An 18,008-nucleotide genomic window follows, 5' to 3' on the forward strand; every position below is an offset into this window, starting at 1 on the left:
CCGGCGCGGTAACATTGCACGGATGCCTGACACCCTCGCCGCTGCCGTCCACCATAGTCTGGAGATCAAGCACAGCCGCTTCATCGCGCACGCCGCACCCATCGGCGATGCCAGCGATGCGCTCGCGTTCCTGCAGCATGTCGCGGTGCCCGACGCCACGCATAACTGCTGGGCCTACCGGCACGGCAACGACTATCGCTCCAGCGATGACGGGGAACCGGCCGGCACGGCCGGTCGGCCGATCCTGGCGGCGATCGACGGACAAGGCTTCGACCGGATCATGGTGGTGGTGATCCGCTGGTATGGCGGCATCAAGCTGGGTGCCGGCGGACTGGTGCGGGCCTATGGCGGCACGGCAGCCGAGTGCCTGCGCATCGCGCCGCGCCTGCCGCTGATCGCGTTGGCGCAGCTGCACATCCGTGCCGGGTTCGACGATCTGGGCGCGCTGCACGCGGCCTTGGCGGCGCACAATGCCCTGAAGCTGGACGAATCGTTCGACGCCGACGGGGTCGCCATCCGCATCGAACTGCCCGTTGACCAGTGCGACGCATTGAAAACGCGCCTGCGCGACGCCACCCGTAACCGGGTACGCCTGCTGCAACCTTCCGAGTGCCCCACCGATGACTGACGCCGCCCCGCCCCGCCCCACCCTCAAGCGCCTTGGCAGCCTCAGTACGCTGTGGCCGTTCGTACGCCGCCACGCGGGGCTGTTCAGTGCCTGGCTGGCCGCCTTGGCGGTGTCGTCGGCGGCAACGCTCAGCCTGCCGCCGGCGGTGAAGCAGATGATCGACCACGGCTTCACCGGTGGCGGCCAGATCAACCGCGCCTTCGCCCTGCTGATGCTGGTGGCGGTGGTGATGGCGCTCGCCACGGCGGCGCGCTTCTTCTTTGTTTCATTGCTGGGCGAAAAGGTCGTCGCCGACCTGCGCGCGCAGTTGTATGGGCACCTGATCACCCTGGGAGCCGGCTTCCATGACCGCAATCGCAGCGGCGAACTGGTGTCGCGCCTGACCGCGGACAGCGAACTGCTGCGCAGCGTGATCGGCTCCACCATGTCCGTCGCCCTGCGCAGCAGCGTGACCGTGGTCGGCAGCCTGGTGATGCTGTTCGTAACCAGCCCGCGGTTGGCCGCCTGGGCCCTGCTGGGTATTCCGCTGGCGGTGCTGCCGATCATCATCGGGGCGCGCCGTCTGCGCGGGATCTCACGCGACAGCCAGGACCGCATCGCCGATGCCAACAGTCTGGCCGCCGAAACACTGGGCGCCGTGCGCACCGTACAGTCACACGCGCGCGAACCCTACGAACAGGGTCGCTTCGGCGTGGCACTGAGCGATTCGATCCGCGCCGCGAAGCGCCGCATCCGCGCGCAGTCGCTGGTGACGGCCAGCGCCATCCTGCTGGTGTTCGGCGCCATCGTCGGCGTGCTGTGGCTGGGCGCGCACGATGTCATCGCCGGTCGTCTGACGGCCGGTACGCTGGGGCAGTTCGTGCTGTACGCGCTGATTGGCGGCGGCTCGGTCGGCGCGCTGGCCGAAGTCTGGAATGAGCTGCAACGTGCGTCAGGCGGCATGGGCCGGATCAGCGAACTGCTGCAGGAAGACGTGGAGATCCGCGCCCCTGACAAGCCCACCGCGCTGCCGGTACCGCTGCGCGGCGAGATCCATTTCGATGATGTCGTGTTCCATTACCCGCAGCGCCCGGACACGCCGGCGCTGGAGCATTTCAGCCTGCACGTGCGGCATGGTGAAACCGTTGCGCTGGTCGGTCCTTCCGGCGCCGGCAAGAGTACGGTGCTGCAGCTGCTGCTGCGTTTCCACGATCCGCTTACCGGTGCGATCACCGTTGATGGCATCGACCTGCGTGCGATGGACCCGGCATCCCTGCGTGCGCAGCTGGCCCTGGTGCCGCAGCAGCCCACGCTGTTTGCCTCCAGTGCACGGGACAACATCCGCTACGGTCGGCTGGACGCGAGCGACGCTGAAGTGGAAGCGGCCGCACGCGCCGCCGAAGCGGACGACTTCCTGCGTGCGTTGCCCGAAGGCTACGCGAGCGAGCTGGGCGAGCGCGGTGCGCGCCTGTCCGGTGGCCAGCAGCAGCGCATCGCCATCGCCCGCGCGTTGCTGAAGGATGCCCCGATCCTGTTGCTCGACGAAGCGACCAGCGCCTTGGACGCGCAGAGCGAGCGGGCGGTGCAGCAGGCACTGGAACGCCTGATGGCGGGACGTACCACGCTGGTCATCGCGCATCGCCTGGCGACCATCCTCAAGGCCGATCGGATCGTGGTGATGGACCATGGACGGATCATCGCCCAGGGCACGCACGAGCAGCTGCTCGCCGAAGGTGGCTTGTACGCGGACCTGGCGAAACTGCAGTTCATCGATTGACCACGCGCGGCTAACGAGTGGCGGCGCACGCTGGCGCCGCATGTTCGATGATTGAAGGAGGTAGACGATGTCATTCCGTCAGTTTCCCGCCACCGATTCGGATGGCGAAAGCCGCATCATTCTTGAATTCAAGCCCGACGAGGCGGCAGCAGCGGCGAGCGCGGTAGAACCGCGTTACGAACTGGAAGACGGCCGCGCGTTGGTCCGCAAGGGGCGGGAGTTCGTAACGCCCGGTGGCGATGTGCGCCTGAGCATCTGAGCTGAGAAAACGGTAGCGCCGAGCCATGCTCGGCGGGGACTATCACCATGTCCCGGGACTCTCCGCCGAGCATGGCTCGGCGCTACCGTGGATGCCACTATCCGATGGGTGGCGAAGTTTTAGCCACCCATCTTGACAGCCTAGCGTCGCAAGGGATGAGACAGGTTATCCACATGTTTGTGCGGAAACCATCCACACGGCCTGTGGATGAAACCGTCAGCGCGGAAGTACGCGCCCGATGCCGCTGTCGTCCACTTCAGCTGCAGCGGCGGCGATGGCCATGTCGCTGCTGCCGGGTACGAAGCCGATGCGGAAATGCACCTCGCCACCCGGCGTGCGCGAGGAATGGATCGAGGCCAGGCTGATCTGGTGCTGCTCGAACACGTGCAGCAACGCGCGCAGCGAGCCCGGCCTGTCTTCCGGCAGATGGACAGACAGCGATTGCCGCTCGGTCAGATCGGCAAGCAGATAACCCACGCGTTCGAAGGTGTAGTTGCCATCGGCGAGTACGTCCGGCCCGAACGCGTCACGATTGTCGTGCAGCAGTTGCTGGCGGAAAGCCGCGCGTGCGGTGTCATCGCCCTGCAGCACCTGCGACTGCAACTGCTGCAGTTGCGCGATCAGCCGCTCCAGCATCGGCGCCACGTGCGGGTTGCCGAACTGGATGTCTTCGTAGATCGCAGGGTTCAACGAGAGGATGCGCGAAATGATCGCCGTATCCAGCTCGAACGAGGCGGAGCGATACGGCAGCAGCGCCGACAGATCACCCAGTTCCGCCGCGTAACCGCGCAGGACGCCCGCCTGGGCAAGATGGCCGGCGTGCACCATTGCCTGCACCAGCGCCATCACTTTATCGTGGTGGGCCGGCGTCGCGCGCACGCATTCGGCCTGCAGTGCGGCGCACAGTTCCTGCAGCCACGGCTGCCAGCGATCCACGCGCGCTTCGCAGACCACCATCACCCTGCCCTTCAGCGTCGGTGCTTTCGGTGGCGCCGTCATGGGGTGAAGGCCCGCCACTTCAGCGCGTGACGCCAACATCGCCCGCACCGGGGCTTCCTTGACCGAGGTGATGTCCAGCCACAGCGTTCCCGCCTCGCGGCCAGCCGCACGCTGCACGTAGTCGGCGATCAATGCGGGGGTGTGGCGGATCGGTGCGGAAAACAGCAGCACATCCGCCTGTTGCAACAACTGCTCGGGCGTGTGCGACGCAGGATCCGCCGGGTCGTGACCGATCACCTGCAGTTGCATGCGCTCGCTGAAAAAGCGCTGCAGCCAGCGCCCATACGCACCGGCGCTGCCGACGATGCCGATCACCTGCGGCGACGCACTCATGCCAGCCGCTCCACCGCGAACCGCTCCGGCTGGGCCAAGGCGGCCGGTGCAGCCGCATGCACGTCGAACTCCTCGACGCCGTTGGCCAGGGTCGCCTCCAGTGCGGCATGGGTGCCGGACACCGAGCGGCTGATGGCCTGCTGCAGGGTCTCCCCGCGCAGCAGGAAGGCCACGATCAGCGCCATCAGCACATCGCCGGTACCGGCCACGTCCACCGGCAACAACGGCGAGGTCCAGCGCCAGACGCCTTCGTGGCCCACGGCCAGGGTCACCAGCTCACCGCTCTCGCCCGACACGCTGTGCGCGAGCACCCATTCCGGGCCACGCTGCAGCAGCGCGCGGGCCGCGGCGATGGCATCGTCCTGGGCCAGCGACGGCATGCCGGTCAGCCGACCGAGCTCGAACGCATTGGGCGTGACCAGCCAGGCATGCGGCAGCAGCCGCTCGGCAAAGACCTTCTCCAGGCCAGGTTCGACATAGGGGCCGGTGTGGGTGTCACCGATCACAGGATCCAGGCAGTAACGCAGCTGCGGACAGCGCGGCAGGATCTCATCCAGCCAATCGGCGAATGCCGCGCCATTGTCGACACTGCCGAAGTAGCCAGAGACCAGCATCCGGGCACGTTGTGGCAGCCCGCGCTCGCTGGTACCGCGCAGCAGATCGGCGAACCAGTCCACCGGCAGCACGCGGCCACGGGTGGTGGCATAGAACGGCGCATTGCTCAGCAGGGTGGTCGGTATCTCGGCCACCCGCACGCCCAGCGCCCGCAGCGGCGGTACCGCCGCGCTGTTGCCGGCGTGGCCGTACACAAGCTGCGACTGGACCGAGATGACATCGACCGGCGAGGGTCCATCCGGCCGCTGGCGGCGGCCGTGGACCAGATGATTTTCAAGGGATTCGCTCATGGGCGCATTTTACGCCCGTGCCCGGTGGAACGCGCCGCGCCTGACGATACGCACCACGCCCGGTGATGCGCCGCGCCCGGTGGAACGCGCCAAACCCGGCTTCGGTAGCGCCGAGCCATGCTCGGCGAGCGCAGCGGCTGACCCGTGGAGCGCAGCGGCGGACCCGTGACGGCCAGCGGCCGCCACGAGTCTGGGATCAGGACGTCATCCGGTCCCAGAAACCCTTCACGCCATCGATGAACGTCGCCGACTTCGGCGAATGCTTGCGCGCGTCCTCGCCCACGAAGGTGGCTTCGAACTGCTCCATCAGCTTGCGCTGGTCGGGCGTCAGGTTGACCGGGGTCTCCACCACGACACGGCAGTACAGATCGCCTTCGCTGCGGCTGCGTACCGATCGCACACCCTTGCCACGCAGGCGGAACAGCTTGCCGGTCTGGGTCTCGGCCGGAATGCGGATCTCCGCCTCGCCCCCCAGGGTCGCCACGCGGATGCTGTCACCCAACGATGCCTGCGAAATGCGGATCGGCACTTCGCAGTGCAGGTCATCGCCATCGCGCTGGAAGATCGCGTGGTCGCGCACACGCACTTCCACGTACAGGTCGCCCGGCTGCGTGCCGGCCGGACCGGCTTCGCCTTCGCCAGCCAGACGGATGCGGTCACCGGTATCGACGCCCGCAGGCACCTTCACCGACAGCACCTTGTCTTCTTCCACGCGACCGTTGCCGTGGCACGTCTTGCACGGCTGGGCGATGGTCTGCCCGCGGCCGTTGCAATGGTGGCAGGCCTGCTGCATCGCGAAGATCCCGCGCTGGATGCGCACCTGACCGCGGCCGTGGCAGACGGTGCAGGTTTCCACCTTGCCGTCTTCCGAACCACTGCCATCGCAGTCACCGCACTCGGCCAGGGTCGGGATATCGATGCGGCGCTCAACACCGCGCACGGCTTCTTCCAGATCCAGCTCCAGCACGTAGCCGATGTCGGCACCGCGACGCGCCTGGCGCGGGCCACCGGCCCCACCTCCGAAAATATTGCCGAAGATGTCACCGAAAATATCGTTCATGTCCGGACCACCCGGACCACCGCCGCCACCGCCCATGCCGTGCTCGAAGGCCGCGTGGCCGTGGGCATCGTACATGCGGCGCTTGTTGCCGTCGGACAGCGTTTCGTAGGCTTCCTTGCACTCCTTGAAGGCAGCCTCCGCCTCCGCGTCACCCGGATTGCGGTCGGGGTGATGCTTCATCGCGCAACGACGGTATGCCTTCTTCAGCTCTTCGTCGGTCGCGGTACGGGCTACGCCCAAAACTTCGTAGTAATCACGCTTGCTCATGGAATGGATCGCTTTCCGGTACGTCGGGATTCGTCAAAGCAGAAAAGCGGACATGGTCCGCTCCTGCGTCGGGCGCCCCGACCCGCTGCTGGCGGTCAGGACCCTGATGCGACGACGGGACGCTGCCGTGAGGCAACGTCCCGCGTCGGTCTGGATCAGGACTTCTTGTCGTCCTTTACTTCGGTGAACTCGGCATCGACGACGTCGTCGTGCTTCGCACCGGCATCCGCGTCGGCGGGACCGCCCTGGTCACCGGCCGAAGCCGCGGCGAACAGTGCCTGGCCGGCTTCTTCCAGCGCCTTCGACCGGGACTCGATCTGCGCCTTATCGTCACCCTTCATTGCGGTTTCCAAGTCCGCCAGTGCGGCCTCGACCTTGCCGATCACGTCGCCACCGACCTTGCTGCCGTGCTCGGTGATCGCCGAACGCGTGCCGTGGATCAGGGCATCAGCCTGGTTACGGGCCTGCACCAGTTCCTGGAACTTCTTGTCTTCTTCGCGGTTGGCTTCCGCATCGGCGACCATGCGTGCGATCTCGTCCTCGGACAGACCCGAACCGGCCTTGATCTCGACCTTCTGTTCCTTGTTGGTCTTCTTGTCCTTGGCCGACACGTGCAGGATGCCGTTGGCGTCGATGTCGAAGGACACCTCCACCTGCGGCAGGCCGCGCGGTGCCGGCTCGATGCCGGACAGGTCGAACTTGGCCAGCGACTTGTTGAAGCGGGCCTGCTCGCGCTCACCCTGCAGCACGTGCACGGTCACGGCCGACTGGTTGTCCTCGGCGGTGGAGAACACCTGCGAGGCCTTGGTCGGAATGGTCGTGTTCTTTTCGATGATCTTGGTGAACACACCGCCCATGGTTTCGATACCCAGCGACAGCGGGGTCACGTCCAGCAGCAGCACGTCCTTGACGTCGCCGCCCAGCACGCCGCCCTGGATCGCCGCACCCAGTGCCACGGCTTCGTCCGGGTTGACGTCCTTGCGCGGTTCCTTGCCGAAGAACTCGGTCACCGCCTGCTGCACCTTCGGCATGCGGGTCTGGCCACCGACCAGGATCACTTCGTTGATGTCGCTGGCACGCAGGCCGGCATCATTCAACGCAACGCGGCACGGCTCGATCGACTTCTTGATCAGCTCGTCCACCAGCGACTCCAGCTTGGCGCGGGTCAGCTTGATGTTCAGGTGCTTCGGACCCGAGGCATCGGCGGTCACGTACGGCAGGTTCACTTCGGTCTGCTGGGCGCTGGACAGCTCGATCTTCGCGCGCTCGGCAGCGTCCTTCAGGCGCTGCAGGGCCAGCGGATCCTTGCGCAGGTCGATGCCCTGGTCCTTGTTGAACTCTTCCACCAGGTATTCGATGACGCGGTTGTCGAAATCTTCGCCGCCCAGGAAGGTGTCGCCGTTGGTGGCCAGTACTTCGAACTGCTTCTCACCGTCAACGTTGGCGATTTCGATCACCGACACGTCGAAGGTGCCGCCGCCCAGGTCGTACACCACGATCTTGCGATCCTTGCTGTCACCCTTGTCCAGGCCATAGGCCAGCGCAGCCGCGGTCGGCTCGTTGATGATGCGCTTGACGTCCAGGCCCGCGATGCGGCCGGCGTCCTTGGTGGCCTGGCGCTGGCTGTCGTTGAAGTAGGCCGGCACGGTGATGACCGCCTCGGTCACTTTCTCGCCGAGATAATCTTCGGCGGTCTTCTTCATCTTCTCCAGCACCTTGGCGGAGATTTCCTGCGGCGCCATCTTGCGCGCATCGCTGGTAGCCACCCAGGCATCGCCATTGTCGTGCCCCAGGATGGAGTACGGCACGTGGGAGATGTCTTTCTGCACTTCGGCGTCGGTGAACTTGCGGCCGATCAGGCGCTTCACCGCGTAGAAGGTGTTCTTCGGATTGGTGACCGCCTGGCGCTTGGCCGAGGCACCCACCAGGACTTCGCCGTCCTTGGTGTAGGCGACGATCGACGGGGTGGTGCGATCGCCTTCCGAGTTTTCAATGACGCGGGCCTTGCCGCCGTCCATGATCGCCACGCACGAGTTGGTGGTGCCGAGGTCGATACCAATGATCTTGCCCATGGGGAACTCCTGAAGATAATTCGGTGAATCCGGCCGTGGCCGGTGTATGAATGGGATGTGGGGGAGGCTCGTGGAACATTCAAGCCATCCCCCGAACGCTGTGTTTCTGCAAGGCCAAACGCGTTCAGCGTCTGGCGGGAAAATCGCGCGGCGCGGCGCTGGCCCTTGCCGGCTGCTGGCCCTTGCCGGCTGCTGGCCCTTGCCGACTGCTGGCCCTTGCCGGCTGCTGGACCTTGCCGGCTGCTGGACCTTGCCGGCTGCTGGACCTTGCCGGCTGCTGGCCCTTGCCGGGTAGAGCCGACTTCAGTCGGCTGCTCCTACCGAAGCCGACTAAAGTCGGCTCTACCGTCGGCTGGTCCTACCGCAGCCGACTGAAGTCGGCTCTACCCTCGCCTGCCGCTGCGATCAGTCCCGCGCGACCACCACCAGCGCGGGGCGCAGCAGGCGGTCGTTGAGCTGGTAGCCCTTCTGGAACACCTGCACCACGCTGCCCGGTGCGGCGCCGTTGGCGTCTACCTGGCTGATGGCCTGATGGTGTTCCGGGTTGAACGGCTGGCCGGTCGGGTCCAACAGCACCAGGCCGTTGTCCGCGGCGACCTTCAGCAGCTGCTTGTAGGTCATTTCCAGACCATCGCGCAGCGGGCTGGCCTCTTCACCCGCCGCCTTCAGGCCGGCATCCAGGCTGTCGAACACGGGCAGCAGCTCGCCGAGCAGCTTTTCGTTGGCAAAGCGGCGGGCCTGTTCTACGTCACGGGCCACGCGCTTGCGCTGGTTGTCCAGGTCGGCGCGCTCACGCAGCGCATCGGCCTTGACCTGCTCCAGCTCCCCGCGCAGCTGCTCCAGCTGGTCGTGGTGGGCGGCAGCGGCCTCGTCGGCGGCCGGGTTGGATTCGATATCGTGCTGATCTTGGTTCATGTGCGTTTCCCTGGCGGTCACTCCCCGCCTCCATCCCACCTAGTGTGGGCGGGAAACTGCGTTTCAAGCGCTGCGTGGCACGGAGTTGACCGATCCGGGAGAAAAGGCCGCTCCCAGCACCTCAGCCGTGGCCTGCACCAGCGGAATCATGCGGTCGTAGGCCATCCGTTTGGGCCCGATCACCCCCAGCACACCCAGCACCTGCCCGTCGGCGGTGTACGGTGCGGTCACCAGCGACATGCCTTTCAGCGGCACCACCCCGGTTTCTTCGCCGATGAAGATGCGCACGCCCGGCGCCTGGATGGTGCGCTCCAGCAGCTGCAGGATCTCCCGCTTGCTGGAGAACAGCTCGAACAATTCGCGCAGGCGCTCCAGGTCGGTCAGGTCCTGCACGCCCATCAGGCGGGTCTGGCCGGCCACCAGCATGTCGTCGGCCGGCGGCTCCAGCGCCTGTTCGGCCAGCTCGATGCTGTGCGCCAGCAACTGCTCCATCTCGCTGCGGGTGTCGCGCAGTTCGTGCAGCAGGCGGCGGCGGATCTGCGCCAACGGCACCCCGGCAAAGTGGGCATTGAGGTAATTGGCCACCTGCTCCAGCTCGCCCGGCTCCCAGGGCCGGCGGGCCTCGATCACCCGGTTCTGCACCTCGTTGTCGGCGAACACCACGATCGCCAGCACCCGGTGTGCGTCCAGCGCCACGAAATCGATCTGGCGGAAGGCAAACTGCCCTCGCCGGGGCGCGCTGACCACCCCGACGAAGTGACTCATCGCCGACAGCAGCTCCGATGCGCTGCCCAGCAGGGCCTGTGTACCGGCGCCGCTGGGCAGCTCGCTGCGCAGCCGGCTGAGGTCCTGTTCGCCCGGCGGATGCATCTGCACCAGGCTGTCGACGAATACCCGATAGCCATGCGCCGTGGGCACGCGACCGGCCGACGTGTGCGGCGAACTCAGCAGCCCCAGTTCTTCCAGGTCACCCAGGATGTTGCGGATGGTTGCCGCACTGACGTCCAGCCCGGACGTGCGCGCAAGCGTTGCCGACCCGACCGGTTCGCCATCCTGGATGTGACGCGCGATCAGGGTGCGCAGCAGATGGCGTGAACGTGGAGCAAGGTTGTCGAAAGACGACGGCATCGGATCAGCCTGTGAGACTCACACACTAGATAATGCCGACATGCCCTCTTGGCAAGTCATTGGACCACCCCGTCGCCCGTGCTAGCGTTGCGCGGCTTGAGAGACTCAACGGACCATGCTTAGACATCTATCGATCAAGGATTTTGCCGTCGTACGCGCCACCGAACTCGAGTTCGGGCCCGGCATGACGGTGGTATCGGGCGAAACCGGCGCGGGCAAGTCGCTGATGGTGGACGCCCTCGGCTTCCTGGCAGGCCTTCGCGCCGACAGCGGCGTGGTGCGCCACGGTGCCGCGCGGGCGGAGCTTTCCGCCGAATTCGCGCTGGAACAGCTGGCCGCCGCACGGCGCTGGCTGGCCGACAACGAGCTGGACGACGACGAACACTGCCAACTGCGCCGGGTGATCCGCGCCGATGGCGGCTCGCGTGCGTGGATCAATGGCCGCCCGGTCACCCTGTCCCAGCTGACCGACCTGGCCTCGCTGCTGGTGGAAATCCACGGCCAGCACGAGCAACAGGCCCTGTTGACCCGTCCCTCGCAGCTTGCGCTGTTGGATGCCTATGCCGGCAACGCCGAAGAGCGCCGCGCCGTGCGCGTGGCCGCCGCCGCGTGGCAGACCCTGGTGGACGAGGCCGCCGCGTTGTCCCAGCAGGGCGATGTCAGCGACCGCATCGGCTTCCTGGAGCATCAGCTGCGGGAAATGGAACGCGAGGACCTGGAGCCCGATTCCATCACCGCGCTCGGTGCCAGCCACCGCCGCCAGGCGCACGCCAGCGCCCTGCTCAGCGCCTGCGACACGGCCACCACGCGGATCAACGGTGACGAAGACGCTTCCGCGCTGGGCCTGCTGGCGCAGGTGCGTGGTGACCTCGGCCGCCTGATCGAACACGATGCCCGGCTGGGCGACGTGGACGCACTGATCGACAGCGCCAGCATCCAGCTGCAGGAAGCACTGACCCTGCTGGACCGCGTGCACGACGATCTGGACGCCGATCCGGAGCAGTTCGAAGAAAACGAGCGCCGCTTGGGCCGTCTGCACGATCTGGCGCGCAAGCACCGGGTGCCGATGGAAGATCTCGGCCCGCAGCGCGACCGCATGCAGGCCGAAGTGGAGCAGCTGCAAGGGGCCGACGTGCGCCTGCAGAAGCTGGCCGGTGAAATCGAAAAAGCGGCTGCGGCATGGCGCGAACAGGCTGCCGTGCTCAGCGCAGGCCGTCAGCGCGCTGCCGCGGAGCTGTCCACCACCACGACCGGGCTGATCGCCGAGCTGGGCATGGGCGGCGGCCAGTTCCTGATCCAGCTGGAACCACAGGACGCCGGCAAGCCGGACCCGCAGGGTGCCGAGCGGGTGGAGTTTCTGGTGGCGGCCAACGCTGGCCAGCCGCCGCGACCGCTGCGCAAGGTGGCCTCCGGCGGTGAGTTGTCACGGATCTCGCTGGCCATCGAAGTGGCCGCGCTGGATCTGGATGCCGTGCCGACCATGGTGTTCGACGAGGTCGATTCAGGGATCGGTGGCGCGGTGGCCGATATCGTGGGGCAGAAGCTGCGCGCCCTCGGCGAAAAGCGTCAGGTACTGTGCGTGACGCATCTGCCGCAGGTGGCCTCCAAGGGACACGCCCACTATCGCGTCAGCAAGGCGCCGGTGGACGGCATGACCCAAAGCGCGGTGGAAAAGCTGGACACCAAGGCCCGCGAAGAAGAACTCGCGCGGATGCTGGGCGGTGTCGAAGTCAGCAAAGAAGCCCGCGCCGCGGCGCGGAAGCTGCTGGCCGGCTGACATCTGGCCGCGCGCTAGGGCACTGCTTCGGTAGCGCCGAGCCACGCTCGGCGGAATATCACCGCAAACGGCCCGCTGCGCTCGCCGACCATGGGTCGGCGCTACGGATTCTGCTCGCGCTCGGCGGAATTTCACCGCGAACGGCCCGCTTCGCTCGCCGACCATGGGTCGGCGCTACGGGTTGTGCTCACGCTCGGCGGACTCTCCGCCTACGGCCCGCTGCGCTCGCCGACCGTGGGTCGGCGCTACGGATCCCGGGCGTTTCGGATTCTGCTTCGGTAGCGCCGAGCCGTGCTCGGCGGACGCCTCAGCGGCGCTTCTTGCGCACGTACAGGACCAGCGAGTGCTCTTCGAGCTCGTAGCCGTGATCTGACGCGATCTTGCGCTGAAGCTCTTCGATCTCCGCGCTTTCGAACTCGATCACGTTGCCCGAGTCCACGTCCACCATGTGGTCGTGATGGCCGCCGCGGTCCAGCTCATAGACGGCTTGGCCGCCTTCGAAATTGTGTTTCAGCACCAGGCCAGCGGCCTCGAACTGGGTCAGCACCCGGTACACCGTGGCCAAGCCGATTTCATCACCGTGCTCAAGCAGCTGGCGATAGATGTCTTCGGCGGTCATGTGGTGCTGGGCAGTGCGCTCAAGCAGTGCAAGTATCCGCATCCGAGGATGGGTCACCTTCAGGCCGACTTTACGCAGGTCGTGGGTTTCCATAGGTCTCCGTTCATTGGCGATTTAGCGCCAGCTGCCTCGGATTGGGTCGCGGTGGCACGCCGGGAGTGTATCATCGGATCGATTTCCCCAAACGCGATTCCCGATGCGCAATCTCCTGCTGGTCGCCGCCGTTGCCCTGTCCACCACGGGCTGCGGCATCATCTATAAGCAACCCATCTATCAGGGCAACCTGATCCGGGAAGATGCCGTGTCCAAGCTGCAGGTCGGGCAGAGCAAGCAGCAGGTCAACGCCCTGCTCGGCACCCCGTCCATTGAAGATCCGTTCCACGCCCAGCGCTGGGACTACGCCGCCAGCCAGCGTATCGACCGCGTCGGCCGCACGGAAACGAAGAACTTCACCGTCTACTTCGAAAACGATGCCGTCACCCGCTGGGAAGGCGACTACTTCCCCGCGCAGGACTCCAAGCTGGCCACGCAGACCGTCCGCCAGTTCGGCCGCAACCTGCCGAAGGAAAAGAAGAAGGGCGGCGGCTGATCCCGCCTGGTCGGTAGTGACGGCCGCTGGCCGTCATGACCGGCCGCCAACCCCGACATCCCACCGCAAGACTACTTCGGCTGCGCCTTCGCGCGCCGCCGACGGTTGTCCTTGGGATCGGCCAGCAGTGGCCGCAACAGCTCCACCCGGTCAGCGTCCTGCAGGATCTGCCCGGGTGTAGCCAGCACACCGTGCACCGCGACCGCGGGGCATTCCGCACTACCCTCCAACGCAGCCGCCGCGACCGCATCGGCCACCGTGGCGTCTTCGGCCAGTTCCAGCGCGCGATGCAGCACGCGGTCGGGCCAAGCCAGTACCACTTCCACGCGGATCATCGGATCAATCCTGCTCGTCTGCCACGCGCACGAAGTCGTTGACCATGCGGTCGGCCAGCCCCTGGAATCCCAAAGCAAGCGCGGGCGCCAACAAACGGGATTTCGGCTCGAAGTCCAGCTCCAGGCTGACCTTGCAGGCATCTTCGGCCAGCGAATGGAACGCCCAGCGGCCGTGCAGGCTCTTGAACGGACCATCGCGCAGCTGCATATCGATACGCTGCGGGCGTACCAGCGTGTTCTCGGTCATGAACCAGGTGGAGAACGAGCCCAGCCCCAGGTCCAGGCGCGCGACGAGGCGATCATCGCCCTGTTCCAGGATCTGCGCAGCCGAGCACCAACGGAACCGGCGCGGGTAGGCGGCGATATCGTTGACGAGATCAAACATGCGCGCCGCGGAGTGTTCGACCAGGGCGCTTCGACGAATGGTAGGCATTTCAGAGTTTTGGCTGCAGGTGATCGACCGGGCGGGCCCGAATCGGAGACAATACGGGAATGAGCAAGAACGACGGCAAGGATAAAGCAAAGAACGCGACGGCCAACAAGACCATCGCGTTGAACAAGCGTGCCCGGCACGAGTACCACATCGAGGAGCGCTTCGAGGCGGGCCTTGCGCTGCAGGGCTGGGAGGTCAAATCCATCCGTGCCGGCCGCGGCAACATCGTGGATGCCTACGCGTACGTGAAGCAGGGCGAGATCTTCCTGATCGGCGCGCAGATCACCCCGCTGATCCAGGCCTCCAGCCACTTCGTGGCCGTGGACCGCCGCGAGCGCAAGCTGCTGCTGCACCGGAGCGAGATCGACAAGCTGGTCGGCAAAGTGGAGCGCGACGGCTACACCATCGTCCCTACCGCGATGTACTGGAGCAAGAACAAGATCAAGCTGGAAGTGGCGCTGGCCAAGGGCAAGCAGGACCACGACAAGCGCGATGCCGCCAAGGACCGCGAATGGGCAATCGAAAAGTCACGCGTCATGCGTCGGGGCAACCGCGACGCCTGACCGACGTGGTACTCAGGTGGCCGGCTTGGCACTCCGGTGGCCGACTTCGTACGCCGGTAGCGCCGAGCCACGCTCGGCGGACCCTCACCGCAGCTCGCACGCCGTCAGGCCTTGACCGCCCCACCCTGCATCTGCGGCGCCAGCGCTGCATGCATCACAGCGAGATGCATCACTACCGCAAGCTCGTCGGCGTGGCTGTCATCGCCCGCCGTCCAGCTGCGCGCCAGACGCGCCGCATCGCCCGGCAGCAGCTCCAGCAACCGGTTGTCGTCCATCGCATCTGCGGCCTGCTGCAGGCGGCGCGACAAGCGGCGTGCCTGCAGCACATGGGTCAGCGCGCTCACCCCGGCCAGCGCCAGCAGCGCGATCGCCAGCCCGTGCTCGAACCATTGCGACAGCACATCAGGCTCCGGCGCCCACGCCAACAGCCCCAACAGCACCAACCCCAGCAGCCGCCAGTAGCCCAGCGACGGACGCTTTCGACGCGGCCAATGCACCACGACGGCACTGGCCAACAGCGCCATCGCGGCCGACGCCGGCAGTTCGATCAGACACGCCGCAGCCACCAGCGCTGCCAGGACCGTCCAGACCCAACCCGGCGGCACCGCACGGCGCAGATAGCCAATGCCCACAGGGCCAACCAGCTGCCGAAGACTGCGCTTGTTCGTCATCTCCACCCACACGTCTCCTGCTTGTTGATCCCAGCGTGACCACCATGGTGTCGCAAAGAGGTCCGCAAGACGTTAACAGTTCGATATGAAGGCCTGCCACCAGAAATCGCGCTTTTGCGTGACTGTTCAGCCGGATTGGCGTAGCATCAATCTCGTTGGGCAGCCTTGTTCCTGCAACACCGGAATCTGGCCAGTACTTGCAAGCACTTGTTTGAAACCGGGGGTGCATTGGTTTCGACGGGGGTTGTGAAGTCGCTTGGCGCATGCCGAGGGTGTAGCTTTCCTCGTAAATCCAGCTGCAAAACTCTAGTTGCCAACGACGACAACTACGCTTCGGATTTCGCAGTCGCAGCCTAACGGTTGACCTGCGTCATCCTTCGCCGCCTTAGGTGAAGCCTCGAAACTGCCTGTGTCCATGCTAGCAGCGTAGAGTCATTATCATGGAATCGAGCTGGGCGGCTGCCTGTCAGTCCAGCACTAGAACACAGCAGGCTTGTTCCGGGATGTGCTTCGCACACCGTGCTGTTCCGGAACGAAATCCAACGGTGAGCTAAGCATGTAGAGCTGGGGATGGAGTGCCTTCGGACGGCGGTTCAATTCCGCCCACCTCCACCATTGATTGGTCTCTTGTAGGCCACAGAGAGCCGGGATCCCTCGTCAAATAAGGGGTCCCGGCTTTTTCGTTGTCTATGCCGGTCCAGCTGGTTCCGTTGCAGCCTATGAGACGCTGGGGGTATATCTAGCGGTATCCACCGCCCTTCAAAACCCGATACCCCCATGCCTCTGACCGACGCTGCTCTCCGTCGCGCCAAGCCTGCTGCCAAGCCCCAGAAGCTGGCAGACGGCGGCGGCCTGTTCCTTTTTATCACCGTGGCCGGCGCTAAGAGCTGGCGCTGGAAGTACCGCGTCGCCGGCAAAGAGAAGCTGCTGACCCTCGGCCTCTATCCAGACGTGACGCTGGCGAAGGCGCGCGAAGCCCGGGAGGATGCCCGTCGGCTCCTGGCCAGCGGCGTGGACCCCAGCGAGCAGCGCAAGGCCACGACTGCGGCGCGCACCACCGCCGACGGCGAAGCCGTCGAGGTCATCGCCCGGGAGTGGCTGGTCAGCCGCCCGTGGGTGCCGAACTACCAGAAGAAGGTCGCCGCCTGGTTCGAGAAGCACGTCTTCCCCTTCATCGGCAGCCGGCGCGCATCGGAGCTCAAGGCATCGGACTTCCTGCAGGTGGCCAGGCGCATGGAGGCGCGCGACGCCTTCGAGTCAGCCCATCGGGTGATGCAGAACTGCGGACAGGTGATGCGGTATGCCGTGGCCACCGACCGCGCCGAGCGCAACCCGGTGGCGGACCTGCGCGGTGCGCTGGTGCCGGCCCCGGAGAAGAACCACGCCGCGATCGTGGATCCGGTGCAGCTGGGCGGCCTGCTGCGAGCCCTGCATGCCTACCACGGCACAGTGGTGGTCCAGGCTGCGCTGAAGCTCGCACCGATGGTGTTCGTCCGACCGGGGGAGCTGCGCCACGCCGAAGGGGGGAGATTGACCTGGACGCCGGGCTGTGGAGCATCCCGGCCGGTCGTATGAAGATGCGGCAGGCGCACATCGTGCCACTGGCACGGCAAGCGCTGGAGGTGCTGCGGGAGCTGAAGGACGTGACCGGACACGGCACGTATGTCTTCGCGGGCGGCCGGACAGATGCACGCCCGATGTCCGAGGCCGCGGTGCTGGCTGCCCTGCGCGTGATGGGGTTCGATAAGGACACGGTCACCGGCCACGGCTTCCGCGCCACAGCGCGCACACTGCTGGATGAGGTGCTGGGCTTCCGGCCGGACATCATCGAGCACCAGCTGGCGCACGCGGTGAAGGACCCCAACGGAAGGGCCTACAACCGGACAACGCACCTGGTGGAGCGGACGCGGATGATGCAGGAATGGGCGGACTACCTGGACCGGCTGCGCATAGGCAACGTCGTGCCGCTGCGGCCCGGTCAGGCGGCTTGATCGTCGAGGGAAGGATCGAGGCGGCGCGCAATCGATTCGAATCCGGCTGCCTCGGTCCGGAGCCGGTCGGCAGCGCGTCGGCGGCGCGCCCTGTCCTCCCAGCTGCCGGTGCGGTCACGGTCCAGCTCGGTGGCTTGCTGCCATAGACCGGCAGCCTTGGTACGCGCCCAGCGCGCCTTACTGAGGTTGGTCTTCGTCATGGCAGCCATGGTGGCGCCGCCGCGTCGCAGGGCCTGATACGACGGCAACAGCCGCTGACCGACGCTGTAGGATTGGCGCCACCTCTTCGAGATGCCGCATGACCCAGACCACAGACGAGATCCTCGAACGCCTTACTACCTGCGAGCTCGAGCCTCGCGCGGATACATCAGGGCGCTGGAGTACGGGGTGCATGCCCTGATCGCGCGGCACCACGATCCGGCCTGCTTGGCCGACCTGCGGGCCCACGTGTTACCGGAAGTGGCAGACCAACAAGCCGAGATGCAGGATCGCCCCCTGCTCTACCCCACGTTGCCCTCCAGCAGACCTTGGCCGTGATGACGGAGCAGATCACCGGTGCGGCAGGCCGAGATGATAACGGCGGCTGAGGATACCGTTCATTGGAATCCAATCCCGTTACGGCACAAGGGATTTGCGCGGGTCGTGTGCCTTTCGTGCGCCCCTTGATGTATGCCGCGCAACGGTCTGAACAGCTTCTTTCGAAACAAT

General features: G+C 66.1%; 19 protein-coding genes and 1 other RNA gene. 9 read left to right on the plus strand and 11 right to left on the minus strand.

The features are described 5' to 3' along the window. Nucleotides 1-22 precede the first annotated feature (22 nt). The 3 genes from IFT58_RS01955 to IFT58_RS01965 all read left to right on the plus strand — a co-directional run bounded on the left by IFT58_RS01955 (nucleotide 23) and on the right by IFT58_RS01965 (nucleotide 2,643). Entirely contained in the window at nucleotides 23-628 is a 606-nt protein-coding gene (locus IFT58_RS01955; RefSeq protein WP_192080657.1) for a YigZ family protein, read from the plus strand. Next, on the plus strand, nucleotides 621-2,384 hold the full coding sequence (locus tag IFT58_RS01960; RefSeq protein WP_192093765.1) for an ABC transporter transmembrane domain-containing protein: 1,764 nt from the start codon (nucleotides 621-623) through the stop codon (nucleotides 2,382-2,384). The genes IFT58_RS01955 and IFT58_RS01960 overlap by 8 nt, the downstream gene beginning before the upstream one ends. 67 nt (nucleotides 2,385-2,451) lie before the next feature. Next, nucleotides 2,452-2,643 carry a hypothetical protein gene (locus IFT58_RS01965; protein WP_192080655.1) on the plus strand — a complete coding sequence of 64 codons (192 nt, stop codon included), beginning with the start codon at nucleotides 2,452-2,454 and terminating at the stop codon, nucleotides 2,641-2,643. A gap of 216 nt (nucleotides 2,644-2,859) precedes the next feature. Here IFT58_RS01965 and IFT58_RS01970 read toward each other — a convergent pair whose 3' ends face one another. The 6 genes from IFT58_RS01970 to hrcA all read right to left on the minus strand — a co-directional run bounded on the left by IFT58_RS01970 (nucleotide 2,860) and on the right by hrcA (nucleotide 10,322). After that, the gene (locus IFT58_RS01970; RefSeq protein ID WP_192093766.1) at nucleotides 2,860-3,975 is read right to left on the minus strand and encodes a prephenate dehydrogenase; all 1,116 of its coding nucleotides are present in this window, start codon (nucleotides 3,973-3,975) and stop codon (nucleotides 2,860-2,862) included. Then, nucleotides 3,972-4,880 (minus strand): pyridoxal kinase, encoded by a 909-nt coding sequence (pdxY, locus tag IFT58_RS01975; RefSeq protein ID WP_192093767.1) that lies wholly within the window; start codon nucleotides 4,878-4,880, stop codon nucleotides 3,972-3,974. Before pdxY ends, IFT58_RS01970 begins: the two co-directional genes overlap by 4 nt. A gap of 196 nt (nucleotides 4,881-5,076) precedes the next feature. Continuing rightward, entirely contained in the window at nucleotides 5,077-6,207 is a 1,131-nt protein-coding gene (gene dnaJ / locus IFT58_RS01980) for a molecular chaperone DnaJ (RefSeq protein WP_192093768.1), read from the minus strand. 155 nt (nucleotides 6,208-6,362) lie between these two features. Continuing rightward, nucleotides 6,363-8,279 (minus strand): molecular chaperone DnaK, encoded by a 1,917-nt coding sequence (gene dnaK / locus IFT58_RS01985; protein ID WP_188324318.1) that lies wholly within the window; start codon nucleotides 8,277-8,279, stop codon nucleotides 6,363-6,365. A 405-nt stretch (nucleotides 8,280-8,684) separates the two neighbouring features. Then, the gene (gene grpE, locus IFT58_RS01990) at nucleotides 8,685-9,194 is read right to left on the minus strand and encodes a nucleotide exchange factor GrpE (protein WP_188324319.1); all 510 of its coding nucleotides are present in this window, start codon (nucleotides 9,192-9,194) and stop codon (nucleotides 8,685-8,687) included. A gap of 63 nt (nucleotides 9,195-9,257) precedes the next feature. After that, a complete protein-coding gene (hrcA, locus tag IFT58_RS01995) occupies nucleotides 9,258-10,322 on the minus strand; it encodes a heat-inducible transcriptional repressor HrcA (protein ID WP_188324320.1) in 1,065 nt (354 codons plus the stop codon). Nucleotides 10,323-10,437: 115 nt separating this feature from the next. On the opposite strand from hrcA, the gene recN reads away from it, so the two are divergent. Further along, nucleotides 10,438-12,099: a DNA repair protein RecN gene (gene recN / locus IFT58_RS02000; protein ID WP_192080650.1), complete on the plus strand. Its 1,662-nt coding sequence runs from the start codon at nucleotides 10,438-10,440 to the stop codon at nucleotides 12,097-12,099. 307 nt (nucleotides 12,100-12,406) lie between these two features. On the opposite strand, the gene fur is transcribed toward recN, so the two are convergent. Then, complete coding sequence (fur, locus tag IFT58_RS02005) at nucleotides 12,407-12,811, minus strand: ferric iron uptake transcriptional regulator (RefSeq protein ID WP_188324322.1); 405 nt, start codon at nucleotides 12,809-12,811, stop codon at nucleotides 12,407-12,409. 103 nt (nucleotides 12,812-12,914) lie between these two features. Between fur and bamE the strand changes: the two genes are divergently transcribed. Continuing rightward, nucleotides 12,915-13,307, plus strand: a complete 393-nt coding sequence (gene bamE, locus IFT58_RS02010) for an outer membrane protein assembly factor BamE (RefSeq protein WP_192093769.1) — start codon at nucleotides 12,915-12,917, stop codon at nucleotides 13,305-13,307. 71 nt (nucleotides 13,308-13,378) lie between these two features. Here bamE and IFT58_RS02015 read toward each other — a convergent pair whose 3' ends face one another. After that, the gene (locus IFT58_RS02015) at nucleotides 13,379-13,642 is read right to left on the minus strand and encodes an RnfH family protein (RefSeq protein ID WP_192080649.1); all 264 of its coding nucleotides are present in this window, start codon (nucleotides 13,640-13,642) and stop codon (nucleotides 13,379-13,381) included. A 4-nt stretch (nucleotides 13,643-13,646) separates the two neighbouring features. Further along, nucleotides 13,647-14,075: a type II toxin-antitoxin system RatA family toxin gene (locus IFT58_RS02020; protein WP_192093770.1), complete on the minus strand. Its 429-nt coding sequence runs from the start codon at nucleotides 14,073-14,075 to the stop codon at nucleotides 13,647-13,649. A gap of 59 nt (nucleotides 14,076-14,134) precedes the next feature. On the opposite strand from IFT58_RS02020, the gene smpB reads away from it, so the two are divergent. Further along, a complete protein-coding gene (gene smpB, locus IFT58_RS02025; protein ID WP_188324326.1) occupies nucleotides 14,135-14,638 on the plus strand; it encodes an SsrA-binding protein SmpB in 504 nt (167 codons plus the stop codon). A gap of 104 nt (nucleotides 14,639-14,742) precedes the next feature. On the opposite strand, the gene IFT58_RS02030 is transcribed toward smpB, so the two are convergent. Then, entirely contained in the window at nucleotides 14,743-15,309 is a 567-nt protein-coding gene (locus IFT58_RS02030; RefSeq protein ID WP_192093771.1) for a hypothetical protein, read from the minus strand. A gap of 219 nt (nucleotides 15,310-15,528) precedes the next feature. Between IFT58_RS02030 and ssrA the strand changes: the two genes are divergently transcribed. The 3 genes from ssrA (at nucleotide 15,529) to IFT58_RS19005 (ending at nucleotide 17,300) form a co-directional block, all read left to right on the plus strand. Then, nucleotides 15,529-15,924: a transfer-messenger RNA gene (gene ssrA, locus IFT58_RS02035) on the plus strand. Nucleotides 15,925-16,086: 162 nt separating this feature from the next. Further along, the gene (locus IFT58_RS19000) at nucleotides 16,087-16,884 is read left to right on the plus strand and encodes an integrase arm-type DNA-binding domain-containing protein (protein WP_342029521.1); all 798 of its coding nucleotides are present in this window, start codon (nucleotides 16,087-16,089) and stop codon (nucleotides 16,882-16,884) included. A 2-nt stretch (nucleotides 16,885-16,886) separates the two neighbouring features. Continuing rightward, on the plus strand, nucleotides 16,887-17,300 hold the full coding sequence (locus IFT58_RS19005; RefSeq protein ID WP_342029522.1) for a site-specific integrase: 414 nt from the start codon (nucleotides 16,887-16,889) through the stop codon (nucleotides 17,298-17,300). On the opposite strand, the gene IFT58_RS02045 is transcribed toward IFT58_RS19005, so the two are convergent. Beyond that, nucleotides 17,288-17,500: a hypothetical protein gene (locus IFT58_RS02045; protein ID WP_192093772.1), complete on the minus strand. Its 213-nt coding sequence runs from the start codon at nucleotides 17,498-17,500 to the stop codon at nucleotides 17,288-17,290. The two genes, IFT58_RS19005 and IFT58_RS02045, sit on opposite strands and share 13 nt — an antisense overlap. Nucleotides 17,501-18,008 lie beyond the last annotated feature (508 nt).

Origin of the sequence: Stenotrophomonas sp. CFBP 13718 (genome assembly GCF_014842145.1) — a bacterium.
Classification (GTDB): Bacteria; Pseudomonadota; Gammaproteobacteria; order Xanthomonadales; family Xanthomonadaceae; genus Stenotrophomonas.